The organism is Enterobacter sp. UPMP2060 (genome assembly GCF_053709655.1).
The window spans coordinates 262,160-276,978 of the sequence record NZ_JBSKJQ010000001.1; the positions used below are offsets into that span (position 1 = coordinate 262,160).

General features: G+C 60.1%; 11 protein-coding genes. 3 read left to right on the forward strand and 8 right to left on the reverse strand.

From position 1 onward, the window contains the following. Positions 1-12 precede the first annotated feature (12 nt). Positions 13-2,376: a TIM-barrel domain-containing protein gene (locus ACWKXN_RS01320; protein ID WP_454543209.1), complete on the reverse strand. Its 2,364-nt coding sequence runs from the start codon at positions 2,374-2,376 to the stop codon at positions 13-15. Positions 2,377-2,393: 17 nt separating this feature from the next. Then, on the reverse strand, positions 2,394-3,695 hold the full coding sequence (locus ACWKXN_RS01325) for an MFS transporter (RefSeq protein ID WP_023335029.1): 1,302 nt from the start codon (positions 3,693-3,695) through the stop codon (positions 2,394-2,396). Positions 3,696-3,983: 288 nt separating this feature from the next. On the opposite strand from ACWKXN_RS01325, the gene ACWKXN_RS01330 reads away from it, so the two are divergent. After that, positions 3,984-5,057, forward strand: coding sequence for a LacI family DNA-binding transcriptional regulator (locus ACWKXN_RS01330; protein ID WP_096151248.1), 1,074 nt, complete (start codon positions 3,984-3,986; stop codon positions 5,055-5,057). On the opposite strand, the gene ACWKXN_RS01335 is transcribed toward ACWKXN_RS01330, so the two are convergent. The 4 genes from ACWKXN_RS01335 to ACWKXN_RS01350 all read right to left on the reverse strand — a co-directional run bounded on the left by ACWKXN_RS01335 (position 5,054) and on the right by ACWKXN_RS01350 (position 10,818). Beyond that, positions 5,054-6,310, reverse strand: coding sequence for a DUF1479 domain-containing protein (locus ACWKXN_RS01335; RefSeq protein ID WP_454543210.1), 1,257 nt, complete (start codon positions 6,308-6,310; stop codon positions 5,054-5,056). The genes ACWKXN_RS01330 and ACWKXN_RS01335 overlap by 4 nt on opposite strands. A gap of 149 nt (positions 6,311-6,459) precedes the next feature. Beyond that, positions 6,460-7,275 carry a Cof-type HAD-IIB family hydrolase gene (locus ACWKXN_RS01340; protein WP_454543211.1) on the reverse strand — a complete coding sequence of 272 codons (816 nt, stop codon included), beginning with the start codon at positions 7,273-7,275 and terminating at the stop codon, positions 6,460-6,462. Positions 7,276-7,481: 206 nt separating this feature from the next. Further along, entirely contained in the window at positions 7,482-9,914 is a 2,433-nt protein-coding gene (locus ACWKXN_RS01345; RefSeq protein WP_454543212.1) for a formate C-acetyltransferase/glycerol dehydratase family glycyl radical enzyme, read from the reverse strand. 4 nt (positions 9,915-9,918) lie between these two features. Then, the gene (locus ACWKXN_RS01350) at positions 9,919-10,818 is read right to left on the reverse strand and encodes a glycyl-radical enzyme activating protein (RefSeq protein ID WP_454543213.1); all 900 of its coding nucleotides are present in this window, start codon (positions 10,816-10,818) and stop codon (positions 9,919-9,921) included. 128 nt (positions 10,819-10,946) lie between these two features. On the opposite strand from ACWKXN_RS01350, the gene fsa reads away from it, so the two are divergent. Further along, the gene (gene fsa / locus ACWKXN_RS01355) at positions 10,947-11,609 is read left to right on the forward strand and encodes a fructose-6-phosphate aldolase (protein WP_454543214.1); all 663 of its coding nucleotides are present in this window, start codon (positions 10,947-10,949) and stop codon (positions 11,607-11,609) included. An 89-nt stretch (positions 11,610-11,698) separates the two neighbouring features. Here fsa and moeB read toward each other — a convergent pair whose 3' ends face one another. Both moeB and moeA read right to left on the reverse strand, forming a co-directional pair. Further along, a complete protein-coding gene (gene moeB / locus ACWKXN_RS01360) occupies positions 11,699-12,451 on the reverse strand; it encodes a molybdopterin-synthase adenylyltransferase MoeB (protein WP_454543215.1) in 753 nt (250 codons plus the stop codon). A 1-nt stretch (position 12,452) separates the two neighbouring features. Further along, positions 12,453-13,685 (reverse strand): molybdopterin molybdotransferase MoeA, encoded by a 1,233-nt coding sequence (gene moeA, locus ACWKXN_RS01365; RefSeq protein ID WP_454543216.1) that lies wholly within the window; start codon positions 13,683-13,685, stop codon positions 12,453-12,455. A 188-nt stretch (positions 13,686-13,873) separates the two neighbouring features. Here moeA and iaaA point away from each other — a divergent pair, with 188 nt between their 5' ends. Beyond that, the gene (gene iaaA, locus ACWKXN_RS01370) at positions 13,874-14,812 is read left to right on the forward strand and encodes a beta-aspartyl-peptidase (protein ID WP_033145022.1); all 939 of its coding nucleotides are present in this window, start codon (positions 13,874-13,876) and stop codon (positions 14,810-14,812) included. Positions 14,813-14,819: the final 7 nt, after the last annotated feature.

Below are 14,819 nucleotides of genomic sequence, written 5' to 3' on the forward strand. Positions count from 1 at the left end.
CATCAGGCCGCACTAGACCACCCACTCGCCCCCTTCGACCCCGTTCACCAGCAGCGTACGTTTTTCCCCTGCAGGCAGCGACACCTTAAGCGATTTCCACGCCGGACGATAATCCCCGCGCGCGTTGACCTTCAGGTTGATGGTTGCGCCGTCGCACACCATTTCCCACTCCACCCACAGCGCGTTGCCGTTCTGGTAGCCCCAGCTTTCGCCGTCGTCTTCAAACAGCATTCCGGTGGTCGTGCCGACGCCCTTCACCGGGAACAGCTTCAGCTCGCGGGTCGTATCGTTTTCGGCACTCACATGCGTAATGCGTTCGCTCAGCGGCAGAGCGGCACCGGCGCGCACCAGCAGCGGCAGTTTTTCCAGCGGCGCGTCGAGGACGATTGACTGGCCGCCCGCATACCACGCGTGGGTGTAAAAATCATACCAGCCGGTGGCGTTATCCGGCAGCCAGACGCGGCGCTCGCGCTGCCCGGCTTCGACGACGCTGGCGACCAGCAGGTCGCGGCCCAGCAGGAAGTCATCGCACTCCTCAAACGTCTGCGCATCATGCTCGTGATCGAGGAAGGTCGGGCGCAGCATCGGCTCGTCGTCGGCGTGCGCCTGCCAGAGCAGGGTATAGAGGTACGGCAGCAGGCGGTAGCGCAGCTCAACCGCGCCGCGAATGGCTGGCGTGACGCCCGGGTACATCCACGGCTCGTTCACGGTGTGGTCATCGTTCCACGAGTGAATGGTAAAGCGCGGGTGCATCACGCCGTTCTGCACCCAGCGCACGAACAGCTCGGCGTCTGGCTTGTCGCCGGAGAAACCGCCGACGTCGTGACCGACGTTGAACAGACCGGACAGGCTCATGCCCAGACCCATGCGGATGTTATAGCGCAGGGTGTCCCAGCTGGTGCGGTTGTCGCCGCTCCAGGTCTGAACGTAGCGCTGCATCCCGGCGCAGCCGGAGCGGGAGATCAGGTACGGACGTTTTTCCGGCGCGAAACGCTGCTGCGCTTCCAGCGAGGCGCGCATCATCAGCAGCGGCATCACCGGGCGAATGTGCTTGATGGCGATCTCTTTGCCGAAGCCAAAGCAGCGCGCCTCCCCGTCCCACACTTCATATTCGTTGTTGTCGTTCCAGGTGGAGTCGATGCCCATCTCCAGCAGCTGCGTGGTCACGCCGTTCTGCCACCACTGCACCGTCTGCGGGTTGGTAAAGTCGAGGTGCGAGCCTTCGTCATCCCAGAAGCTGGAACGTTCCGGTGCATCGGTTTCTGAATCGCGAATGAACAGGCCGCTCTCCGCCACTTCGTTATAGCGCGGATGGTCTTGCAGCAGGCACGGCTTGATGTTTGCCGCCAGCTTCAGCCCCGCGTCGTGGAAGGCCTGGCTCATCACCTTCGGCTGCGGCACCTTGTCATAGTTCCAGTTGAAGACGTAGCGCTTGCCGTTGATAGAGGTATAGCCGGAGGAGAGCTGGAACGAGTCGCACGGAATGGCGTGCTCTTCGCACAGGCGGATGAAGTTCATCAGCTGGTTTTGCGCGTCCGGCGCGTCGGTGTAGTGCATGGTCGAGCCGCTGTAGCCCAGGCTCCATTTCGGTCCGAACAGCGTTTTCCCGGTCAGGCGCACAAAGGCTTTGGTGACGTCCAGCACGCGCTTGCCGGTAAAAATGTAGTAATCGATATCGCCCGCTTCCGCCTGCCAGCGACGGTAGGCGGTGTGGTAGTTGTCGATTTCGTTACCCAGATCCAGCCAGCAGCTGCTCAGGTTGTCGTGGAACAGGCCGTAGCTGACGTCGTCGCGGCGGGCGATAGTGAACGGAATATGCTTGTAGAGCGGGTCGGTGCTGGCCGCGTTGTACCCCATTGCGTCGAGGTTGCGCATCTCATAGCGCTTGCCGTTGCGCTGCAGATCGCCCGCTTTTTCGCCCAGGCCGTAGAAACGCTCGTCCTTGTGGCGGCTGAGGTAGTGCGCCACGCCGTCGCCGTGGGCGTTCAGCAGGTAGGCGCTGGTTGGACGGTCGTTGACCAGCGGCTGCCACTCGCCCGCCTCATTGCGGTAGTGCCACTCCAGCCACAGCGGCTGGTGGACCGTCACGCGCAGCTGTTCGGTTGCCACCGTGAGCGTCTCATCCTGTTGCGTCAGGGTCCAGGCCGGGCAGGAAAAACCGCTTATATCCTCACGACGGCGGCCTTCCCACGGCACGTCTTTTTCCGGCGCGATGCTCCAGGTGCGGTCCAGCGCCAGCTCGCCTTTGCGTTTAATCAGCACGCGGAACAGGTTCTCTTCCAGCACATACAGGCACAGGCGGTGCTGGTTATCGACCAGCAGTTCCAGATGGTTTGCCGACTGCGTATCAAGGGTCCAGTTTTTCAGGGTTTTCATATGCAATACATCCACTATCAGGCGCGCTTGGCGCGACGTTCAGCAATAAATGCTACCAGGAAGACAGCGCCAATCAGGTCAAAGAAGCCCATGGCAATAAAGAGCGGGTTAAAGCCGATTTTGTCGGCGGTCACGCCGATTAACAGCGAGAACAGGAAGCTGGCGATCCACGCCGCAGAGCCGCGCATGCCGTTGACGGTCGCCATCTGGCCTTTGTCGAACGACTCAACGACCAGGGCGCTCAGCATGCAGGAGATAATCTGGTGCCCGAAACCGCCGATGGAGATCAGCACGATGGTGATGTACGGGTCGCGGGTAATGGCCACGATGCCCAGCGAGATCATCAGAAACGCGCCCGTCACGGAGCTGGCAACGACCGAGTTAACGCGCGAGCAGCCGAACAGACGGGTGTACAGACGCGTCAGGTAGCCGCTCGCCACGCTGCCGAGGTCGGCGGCGAGGAACGGCAGCCAGGCAAACATCGCAATCTGCTTCAGATCCATGCCGTGCTCTTTGGCGAGGTACAGCGGCACCCAGAAGCTCAGCACCGCCCAGGCCGGTTCCGCCATAAAGGCCGGGATGGCGATACCGTAGAAGCGTTTGTTTTTCGAGACGGTTTTCAGCGCGGTCAGGAAGGGCAGTCTCACCGCAGGCGGTTCGTTATCCTGCTTGATGAACGCCAGCTCGTCCTTGCTCAGGTTCGGGTGCTGCTCCGGGTTGTGGTAGAACGCCCACCACAGGATCACCCACAGCAGCGCCAGCACGCCGGTAAACATAAATGCGCCCTGCCAGCCGAACGACGCGTGAGCGAAATAGATGATGGGCGGGGCCAGCATCGCGCCGATGGAGAAGCCTACGCCCGCCCAGCCGGCGGCAACGGGTCGCTCTGATTTCGGGAACCATTCGCCGATGGTTTTGGCGTTTGCCGGGGTAGCGGCGGCCTCAGAGGCACCCATAAAGAAGCGCAGAATAGCGAGGTGCAGCCAGCTTCCGGCGCCCGCGTGGAAAATACACATCAGCGCCCAGATCCCAGCGCAGACCATAAAGCCAATCTTCAGGCCGATGACGTCAATCAGCCAGCCGCACAGGGGCTGGAAAATGGTATAGGCGATCTGGAACGCACCGACGATCCAGGAGTATTGCTCGGTGGTGATCCCGAGGCTCTCTTTCAGTTCCGGGGCGAGGATCCCGAGTGAGTTACGGGTGATGTAGTTAACGGTGACGCCAAGTAAGAACAGCACCAGCACGTACCAGCGCAGGTTCTTGATGACGCGACGGGTTTTGCTTGTCGCTACGGTGTTATTGATGTCCTGACTCATTTTACTCTCCACAAGACGGACGGTAAGGGGACGGAGGTTCAGGTGTCACACGGATTTTTATGCCTTTGATTTATATCCGTTTAAAATGCTTAAGTTGGTATACAACTAGTATGGAAGTTGTGTGACAAGTTCACCTTAAGGAAGAAAATGAGTGGGCAAAAGTGGATTTTGTGCAAAATTTCTCATAACTGACGTAAACCCTCTGGCACGATGCCTTTTATGTCAGCTATTGTCTGACCAATACGCTATGAAAATTTTTTCATTTCGCAAATGGAGCCAGATCACAAAATGGACAAAAGGCTAAAAATCACCGAAATCGCGGCCCGGACGCAGCTCTCGATCAGCACCGTGTCGCGAGTGCTGGCGGGAAAAGCGAATACCAGTGAAAAAGCGCGCGCAAAGGTGCTGGCGTGCGCGCGGGAGCTGGGGGTCATGGACGGCATGGCGGCAGGGCGTCTGCTGCTTAACAGCCTGGTGGTTTTTGCCCCGCAGCGGGCGTTTGACGAGCGGTCCGACATCTTTTACTACCGCGTGATCCAGAGCGTGAGTAAAGGCCTGGCGTCCCACGATGTGCGTCTTCGCTACTGCGCGCTGGAGGAGAACGACAGCGACGCCCAGCTGTTTCTGGCACGCATGAACGAAGCGGACACTCAGGCGGCAATCCTTCTTGGCATCGACGATCCCCATATCCACGATCTGGCGGTGGACGTGGGTAAACCCTGCATGCTGATTAACTGCCGCGACCGGCACATGCGTCTGCCTGCCGTCGCGCCGGATCATCGCGCTATCGGCGAGCGGGCGGCGGAATATCTGTTCGAGATGGGACACCGTGAGGTGATGAACGTGCTGTGCCTGCGCCGCTACACCATGGAGCTGCGCCTGGCGGGGATCCGCGACGCGTGGCAGTCTCACAACCTGAAATTCATCGATAAACGCGATCTGCTGGTGGTGCCCAGCTTCAGCGCGCGCGAAACGGAACAGATGGTCAGCGGCTGGCTCAGTGAAGTGCAGGGGAAGGATTTACCTACCGCGTTCCTGGTCGGCGGCGATTTTATGGCGGCGGGCACCATTAGCGCATTACAAAACCACGGCCTGCGCGTGCCGCAGGACGTGTCGGTGATGAGCATTGACGGCTTTAACCTGGCGGCGATTCAGGATGTTCCATTAACGGCGGTGCACGTTCCGCGCGATGAGCTGGGAACCGAAGCGGTATATATGCTCCAGCAGCGGCTGATGCGCCCGGACGCGCCGGTGGGAACCTTGCTGCTTAACGGCACGCTGGCCGTGCGGGAATCGGTACGGCGGATACGTCAGGGGAAACGACGCACCGCCGTGGAGCGGGAAGGGCTGTATGACAGTTAAACCATGCCCAGCGCGCGCTTGCCGTGGATGTTGAGATCGTTCACGGTAAAGCGTTCCTGCCAGCTTTTTTCATAATCCTCGCGCGGGAAGTCTCCCGGCGACGCGCCGGTTTCCAGCGCTTCCTTGACCTTCTTCGCGTAGGCGAGGTTTTTCTCGCACATCGGCGCGGCAGGGATGTACATCACGTTGCCCCAGCCCTGCTGATTTTCCACCGGCGCCACGGAGTGGATCACATCGCAGTGCCACCACACGGAATCGCCCGCCTCGAGTGCCGGAATGCTGCTTAATGCCTCGATCAGCAGCGGGTGCCACTTCTCGGAAACCGGCAGCACGCGCCCCGGCGCCACGCCGCACAGCTCGTCTTCCGGCACGTCGTCCAGCAGCGGACGCAGCAGAATGTAAGCCATCGCTTCCGGGATTGGCACGACGTGCAGCAGCCCCTGACCTGGGATCATGTCCGACAGCGCCGTCCAGCCCTGGAAGGTCCGGAACACCGAGCATTTAGTGGTGTTATCGACGGTGTACTCTTCCACTTCGGTACGGTGCGCGGCGTTCCACGGATCGTATTTCTCGACGTTGCCGTCAAACACGCGGGCAAAGACCTGCTGATAGGCCGGAAGCAGCCAGCGCTCCAGCGCGCCGGAGTCGGTATGCGCGCCCAGTCCTTTCGAGGTGGTTCCAGGCGGACGGCGGCGGATACGGTCCGGGTAAATCACGCTCACGTCCGGGTCGAACCACTGTTTGCCGTTGCTCTCGAATGTCCACAAACGGTTCAGGAACGACTGCACCTGCGCCATCTCTTCGCTCTGGCGCGCCTGCATCTGCGCCTGAGACCAGTAAATCGGGTAAATCTCCGGACGAGAGGCCGTCAGGGTGCCGAAGAAGTTATCGCCCGGGCCTTTGTAGACCTCGTCAAACTTGTTCAGATCGAGGTAGTCGAGCATCGACTGATCCCACGCCAGCGCCTGCTCGCGCGGGAAGTGACCTTTAATCACCGCGCAGCCGCGGCGTTTAACGGCCTCGCGCTGTGCGTCGGTAATGGTGCCGTTTTTCACATCCGCAAACGGGATCACCGGCCAGACGGATTCGCCTTTGTTCTTAAGCGCGTTGATTTCCGCCACGCGGGTGGCAATTTTGTCGCTGAGCTTATTAAACACTGCCTGCACGTCGCCGATCTGCGCGCGCAGCTCACGTTTTAACTGACGGATTGCCGCTTTGTGATCCGCTGGCAAGGTTTCACTGGTAAAGGTCATAACTGCCTCGCATCTTTCATTCGAAAGTAAAAGTGTCTACAAGTGATACTTTAAGTTAAAAATAAGTTAATGCAAGTTTAAAAACTTGACGCAAGCCACAGGTCGGAAAAAGAGTGAGAGGCCGGAGCGACGCTCCGGCGAGGAGAGGATCAGACGTCGAACGGGGAATGGTTGTCGAGCACGGCCTGGATGACGTTCAGCGCGCCCTGATGGTTGTTGTCGTCGGTGCCGTAGCGGCTGATTTCTTTGATGCTCTCTGCCGCGTTGCCCATCGCAAAGGAATATTTCACCAGCTTCAGCATCTCGGCATCGTTGCCGCTGTCGCCAATGCCCACGCACTCCTGCGGGGAGATTTTCCAGCGTTTCAGCAGACGGCTAATGCCGTTGGCCTTGTGCAGGCCGGGGATAATCAAATCCACAAATCCAAAGCCGCTGGTGACCGGCTTCATGATGCCGTCCAGGGAGACGTGCAGTTTATCCACCAGATTAGGGATATCGCTGTCCGGCAGGTTCAGGGAGAACTTAAACAGCACGTCGTCAATTTCGCGGTAATCGCTGATGCGCTTTAAGCGATGATAGTGCTTTGACATCAGCGCCACGAATTCTTCAGGAGCCTGGTCGCTGACCCAGGCGCTCTCCAGCCCGCAGGCCACGAAGTTCAGCCCTTTGTCTTTCAGCAGTTCGCCAATCACGATCTGCGATTCATGACGCGTCAGCTCGCCGTGGAAAATCTGTTCGCCGCGATCGAACACCAGCGCGCCGTTTTCCGCCACGAAGGAGATCCGGTCTTTCAGCGTCGGAAAGAAGGAGATGAGCTGGTAATACTGGTTGCCGCTGGCGACAACGAATTCAATGTCGCGGGCTTTAAGCTGTTCAAACTGTGCCTGGAAGCGGTCACGATCGTACTGCTTGGCATCATCAAGGAAAGTTCCGTCCATATCGGTGACGATAACTTTAACGGTCATTCTGTGCTCCTGGGTCACTGCGTTTTGAAACATTCTAATAACAAGGTGACGGGGAGCACAAATTTAATTTCATTCGAAAGTAAAAGCAAAACGGCAACCGAGGTTGCCGTTTTTAGTGTTTTCTCCCTATCCCCGTGGGAGAGGGCCGGGGTGAGGGCATCAGCGTGCGCATATCCCCTCACCACCAGGAGTGAGAGGATATGCCGTTACAGCGTGTGCTCAGTACGGGCGATAATATCGTCCTGCGCGTCCGGCGACAGGGCGGTGAAGAACGCCGAGTAGCCCGCCACGCGCACCACCAGGTCACGATACTGGTCAGGATGTTTCTTCGCTTCCAGCAGCGTTTCGCGCGAGACGATGTTGTACTGGATATGCCAGCCTTTATGCACCTCGAAGAAGGTGCGCAGCAGCACCATCAGCTTCTGGCGATCGCTGTCGTTTTCCAGCGTCGACGGGTTCAGCTTCTGGTTCAGCAGCACGCCGCCGAGAATCGCTTCCGTCGGCAGTTTACCCACCGAGCCAATTACCGCCGTCGGGCCGAGGTGGTCCGTACCGGAGGCCGGGCTTGCTCCTTCCGCCAGCGGGGTGTGCGCCTTACGTCCGTCCGGGGTGGCCATCGTTGCCGCGCCAAACGGCACGTTCGCGGAAATGGAAGAGGTGCCCGCGTAGTAGTTACCGCCAATCGGGCCGCGACCGTAGCGCGGGTTGTGGTACTGCTTCAGCTCTTCGATGTAGGTCTGATAGGCGCGCGTCAGCAGCATGTCCACGCTGTCGTCGTCGTTGCCGTACTTCGGCGCGCCGTTGATCAGGCGCTGACGCAGCTGCTCGTGGGTCAGCCCGTCGAAGTCATCCGCCAGCGCCGCCGCCAGCTGCTGCTGACCAATAGTGCCCTGTTCGAACACCAGCTTCTTCACCGCAGCCAGGCTGTTGCCGAGGTTGGCGATGCCCACCTGCAGGCCGGAGACCCAGTCATACTTCGCGCCGCCCTGCTTGATGCTTTTCGCACGTTCGATGCAGTCATCCACCAGCGCCGAGCAGAGAATGTCGTGGACATTCTCTTCCAGCATGGTATCCACCACGTACTCAATCTCGATAGATTTGCGGGTGTAGTAGCGGATCTGGCTGTCCCACGCCGCCATCACTTCGTCGAAGTTGTCGAAGTTACCGGCGGAGAGCGCTTTCTCCTGCGGCAGGAACACCTTGCCGCTGGTGGCGTCGCGCCCGCCTTCCAGCGCGGCCAGCATCACGCGGGCGAAGTTGATAAAGCTCATGCCGGTGCAGCGGTAGCCCCACTTGCCGCCCACCGCGGTTTCGATACAGCCGATGGCCGCGTAGTCGTAGGCGTCGTCTCGTTCAACGCCGAGCTTGATGAATTCCGGAATGACGATTTCATCGTTGTTGAACGCGGGCATCCCGAAGCCGCAGCGGATCACCTGCACGCAGGCGTCGAGGAAGTCATTGCTCATGCCCGCGTGGTAGCGCACGCTCAGGTTTGGCTGGGTGGAGCGCAGGCGGCCGCAGGACTCCAGAATCGCGTAGGAGAGCGGGTTCACCGCGTCCATCGGCTCACCGTTGACCAGCTTCTGGCCGCCGATGGTGACGTTCTGGTACAGCGGGCTACCGGCGGAAGCCTTGGAGTGCGAGCCGGAGCGGATTTTGTTCACTTCCAGCAGCTTCAGCCAGCAGCTGTGCAGCAGCTCGATAGCGTGCTCGCGGTCGAGGCTCTGGTTTAACTCGACGTCGCGGCGGTAGTACGGATAGAGATACTGGTCCATACGCGCGAAGGAGACGGAATGGCCGTTTGACTCAATCTGCAGGATCAGCTGAATGAAGTAGCACAGCTGCAGCGCCTGCCAGAAGGTTTTTGGCGGCTCGTGGGCAATGATGTCGCAGTTTTCCGCCATCGCCAGCAGCTCGTCGCGGCGGCTTTCGCGGGTTTCTGTGGACGCCATTTCACGCGCCAGATTGGCAAAGCGTTTGATGTGCAGGCTTACGGCTTCCAGCACGATATCGATCGCCTTCAGGAACTGGTCGCCGTGCAGGTCTTCCAGCACCGTCAGGTTGATGCGCGAGCGGCGTTCCGCCACCTTAGCGCGCAGGCCGTCGAGGCCTTTCTCCAGCACCAGCGGGAAGTTAACGGCCAGGTGCGCGTCGCCGGAGGTCATGTTGCCTTCGGCTTTGATAATGCCGGTTTCCAGCAGGCCTTTTTGCTCGTCGGTGAACATGCCGTAGCAGCGGTCCTGCACCGTCTGGCCGCGCCACCACGGGCAGATGTCGTGCAGCACGCGCTTGTTCTCTTCGCTCACCGCAAAGCCCGCGCCCGGGCGGTCCGCCAGATCGTCGATCTCTTTCTCAATCCAGGAGACGGTGTATTCCGGGAAAATCGGCGCGGCGCGCACTTCGCTTGCCTGGTTACCGATAATCAGCTCGTCGTGTTTGATCCAGATGGTACGCTCGGCCAGGTGATGCGCCAGCGCCAGAGCGCGGCGTACCGGGATCGGCTTGTCCATGTGCTGCTGGTACATTTCGGTGTAATGCTGGGCGCGCTCGGTACAGACCGGCGGCTTAACGATATGCACCAGCGCCGTTTTGTGCGCTTTAATGCGCTCGCTGAGGGTGTTGAGATTCAGGGTTGTCATAGGTTTATCCTCGTAAGGTCGCGGTTAACCCTTTCTGGCAGGCGTATTGCTGCGCGAAATCCAGCAGGGCAGGGTTATCCAGCGGTTTGTCAGGGGCAGAGTAGGCTTGGCCGAGCAGGGTGTATTTGTTCATGCCCAGCGTGTGATACGGCAGAAAATGAATATCGTCGACGCCGAGCTCGTCGGCGGCGAAGTTGGTAATGGCGGTGATGGACGCTTCGTCAGCATTAAAGCCCTGGATTAGCGGCACGCGGATGGTGATTTTTTTTCCGGCGACGGCAAGGCGTTTCAGGTTGTCCAGGATTCGCTTAGCCGAGCCGTCCGTCCACTGTTTGAACACCTCACCGTCGACGTGCTTCAGGTCGGCGAGGAACAGATCGACGTACGGTAATGACGGCTCGATATAGTGCCACGGCACGTGAAGGCAGGTTTCGACGGCGGTGTGGATCCCCTGTTCGTGGCTGGCTTTAAACAGGGCGTGCGCCAGCTCAGGGTTCATAAACGGCTCGCCGCCGGAGAGGGTGATCCCGCCGCCGCTGCGGTCGTAAAAGGGTTTATCGCGCAGTACGGTCGCCATGATCTCCTCGACCTGCTGCTCTTCACCGCAGACGGTCAGCGCCTGCGTCGGGCAGCAGTCACTAAGGGCGTTGAGCGTCGCTTCATCAAGCTTCTCGCGGTGGATAACCAGGCCATTCAGCGCGCGTTCGATACAGCCCGGTGCCGCCTGCTGGCACAGGTCACAACCGTCCAGGCACAGGCGCGCATCAAACAGCACGTCCCGGCTGCGGGAGCGGCTTTCCGGGTTCTGGCACCAGCGACAGCCCAGCGAGCAGCCTTTCAGGAACACCACGGTTCTAATACCGGGGCCATCGTGGGTAGAGTAACGCTGAATATTGAAGATCATGATTTCGCCTCTCGTATTGCATATGAAGATTAAATTACTTTCGAATGAAAGTTATCTTGATGCAGGTCAACTACTGAGCAGGTTTTGTCGTGATAGGGTAAGTGCAGGCTAAATTTGAGGGTGACATCATGGAACTTTATCTCGACACATCTGACGTTGCGGCAGTCAAAAAGCTGGCGCGTATCTTCCCGCTGGCGGGCGTGACCACCAACCCAAGCATTGTGGCGGCAGGTAAAACGCCGCTGGACGTTTTGCTGCCAGCGCTGCACGACGCGCTGGGCGGCAAAGGCCGTCTTTTCTCCCAGGTGATGGCGACCACCGCTGAAGGGATGGTGGAGGACGCGCGCAAGCTGCGCGCCATCATTAACGATCTGGTGGTGAAAGTGCCGGTGACCGCAGAAGGACTGGCGGCAATCAAGATGCTGAAAGCGGAAGGGATCCCGACGCTGGGTACGGCGGTTTACGGTGCTGCGCAGGGGATGCTCTCCGCGCTGGCGGGGGCGGAGTATGTAGCGCCTTACGTTAACCGCCTGGACGCGCAGGGCGGGGACGGGATCCAGACCGTGGTTGAACTGCAACAGCTGCTGACATTGCACGCCCCGCAGTCAAAGGTGCTGGCCGCGAGCTTCAAAACGCCGCGTCAGGCGCTGGACTGCCTGCTGGCGGGCTGCGAGTCCATCACGCTGCCGCTGGACGTGGCGCAGCAGTTTATTACTTCTCCGGCCGTGGATGCGGCGATTGTGAAGTTTGAGCAGGACTGGCAGGGCGCGTTTGGACGGATGTCGATCTGACGGGTGCGGCCTGATGCCCTCACCCCAACCCTCTCCCACAGGGAGAGGGAGCACACACTAAAACGGCAACCTGAAGGTTGCCGTTTGCTTTAACCTCCGCAAACCTCACACTCCGGGTTACGCATCAGCTTCATCTCGCGGAACTGGCAGGTCATCGCGTCATACATCACGATTTTCCCCGCGGCAGGCGTGCCGTAGCGCGCCAGCACTTTGATCGCTTCCATCGCCTGCAGGGAGCCAATCACGCCGACCAGCGGCGCCATCACGCCCGCCTCAACGCAGGTCAGGGCGTTCTCGGCGAACAGACGGCTCAGGCAGCGGTAGCAGGGTTCGCCTTCCCCGTACGTGAAGACGCTGATTTGCCCCTCCATGCGGATCGCCGCGCCGGAAACCAGCGGGATTTTGTGGGCAAAGCAGCCTGCGTTCAGCTGGTTACGGACGGTGACGTTATCGGTGCAGTCCAGCACCAGGTCGTGCTGTGCAATCTGCGCGGACAGCGCCTCGTCATCCAGCATCGCGTCAATCAGGGTGAACTGAACGTTGGGGTTGATGCGCACCAGCGCCGTGCGGGCAGAGTCCACCTTCGGCTGGCCAACCGTCGCGTCGCTGTGCAGCGTCTGGCGCTGGAGATTTGACACCGACACGGTATCAAAATCCAGCAGCGTCATTCTGCCCACGCCCGCCGCGGCAAGATACTGCGCGGCGGCGCAGCCCAGACCGCCCAGACCGACAACCAGCACGCTTGCTGCCTTAAGCGCTTCCTGGCCTTCGAAATCAAACCCGCGCAGCACAATCTGGCGGTTGTAGCGCATCATCTCCGGGTCGCTCAGCTCCACCGTCATGTCAGCCTCCGAACAGGTGGTTAAAACGCTCGATCTCAACCCACTCGCCTGCTTCCACATTGCCGCGCTCGCGCTCCAGGACGATAAAGCAGTTGCCCTGGCTGAAGGAGCTGAAAATGTGTGAGCCCTGGTGCCCGGTGGTGCTCACTTCCAGCTCGCCGTCCGCGTTGCGCGCCAGGATGCCGCGCTGGAAATCGAGGCGGCCCGGCGATTTTTTCAGGCGCGTGGAAGCGCGCACGCGCTGGCGTTCCGGCAGCGGGCTGGCGCTGTTGCCGGAAAGCTTCGCCAGCAGCGGGATCACCAGCTGGTAGAAGGTGAGTGCCGCCGAGACCGGATTACCCGGCAGGCCGCAGAACCAGCTGTGCTGGAGCTTGCCAAACGCGAACGGTTTTCCCGGCTTGATGGCCAGCTTCCAGAAGGCGATTTCCCCCAGCTCTTCGAGGATGGTTTTGGTGTAATCCGCTTCGCCCACGGAGACGCCGCCGGAGCTGATAACCACGTCGGCAGCGTTATCTGCCTCGATAAACGCGGCGCGCAGTTTTTCCGGATCGTCAGGAATAATGCCGAGGTTAATGACCTCGCAGCCCAGCTGCTCCAGCATCAGGTGTACCGCCAGGCGGTTGGTATCGTAAATCTGGCCGTCCTGCAGCGGCTGGCCCGGAAGCTGCAGCTCGTCGCCGGTGGAAAAGACGGCGACGCGAACCTTGCGGATCACCTCAATGTCCGCGATGCCGAGCGACGCCAGCACCGGCAGCTCCGCTACCGTCAGCTTCTGCCCGGCAGAAAAGACCGTCGCGCCAAGGGTGATATCTTCGCCCGTGCGGCGGATGTTCTGGCCCGCTTTGACGTTCGCGGTAAAACGCACGCCGTCGTCGGTCTGTTCGGTCTCTTCCTGCATTACCACGGCGTCGCAGCCAGCCGGAACCGGCGCGCCGGTCATGATGCGCACGCAGGTGCCCGCAGGCCATTCACCGTTAAACGGCTGGCCCGCAAAGGCTTTACCCGCCACCGGCAGGGCGTTACCCGTCTGGAGATCCGCCAGGCGTACCGCGTAACCGTCCATCGCGGAATTATCAAACCCCGGCACGTTAAGCGGAGAGACGATATCGCGCGCGGCAATACGGCCAAAACAGCGCACGAGGGGCAGCGTCTCAACGTCATGCAGCGGGGAAACTCGGTCAAGCATCTGCGTGAGTGCCGTCTCAAGCGGCATCAGTCCGGCGGTAAAATCCATGGTGGGCTCCTGCGGAGTAACAACGAAAGCGGCCATTATGGCAGAAAAGTGCGGCTAACTGTATGACCCGATGGGTGTACGCTTTACATCACAGTTACGTCTTTCTATATTCAAAAATCATCTGAAGTTTCATCGACGATAATGATATTTATAGAAAAAGCCGCAAATCAGGCTAACGGGTGATGCGAATGGTTAATGCGGTAATCGCAATTCATGGTGGCGCCGGGGCAATCACCCGAGCACAGCTCAGTCCCGAGCAGGAAAAGCGCTATATCGACGCGCTGTACGCCATTGTGGAAACGGGTCAGAAAATGCTGGAAGCGGGCGAAAGCGCGCTGGACGTGGTCACCGAGGCGGTGCGCCTGCTGGAAGAATGTCCGTTATTTAATGCGGGGATCGGTTCGGTCTTTACCCGGGATGAAACGCACGAGCTGGATGCCTGCGTGATGGACGGCGTCACCCTGAAAGCGGGCGCCGTGGCGGGCGTGAGTCATCTGCGCAATCCGGTGCTGGCGGCGCGTCTGGTGATGGAGGCGAGTCCGCACGTCCTGCTCACAGGGGCCGGGGCAGAGGCGTTTGCCTTCGGGCACGGAATGGAACCGGTATCGCCGGATCTGTTTTCCACGGAGGAGCGCTATCAGCAGCTGCTGGAAGCCCGTTCGGCGGGCATGACGCAGCTTGACCATACAGCGCCGCTTGATGAAACCACCAAAATGGGCACGGTCGGCGCGGTGGCGCTGGATAAGGCCGGAAACCTCGCGGCGGCGACCTCAACGGGCGGGATGACCAACAAGCTGCCCGGGCGCGTCGGCGATAGCCCGCTGCCGGGCGCCGGCTGCTACGCCAATAACGCGACGGCGGCGGTGTCGTGTACCGGCACCGGGGAAGTGTTTATCCGCGCCCTCGCGGCCTACGACATCACCGCGCTGATGGATTACGGCGGTTTAAGCCTCAGCGAAGCCTGCGAGCGCGTGGTGATGGAGAAACTGCCCGCCCTGGGCGGCGTTGGCGGGCTCATTGCGGTGGATCGTGAGGGCAACGTGGCTCTGCCATTCAACAGCGAAGGTATGTACCGCGCCTGGGGTTATGCCGGTGATGAGCCGAGCACGGGCATCTATCGTGAATAAGGGGGCA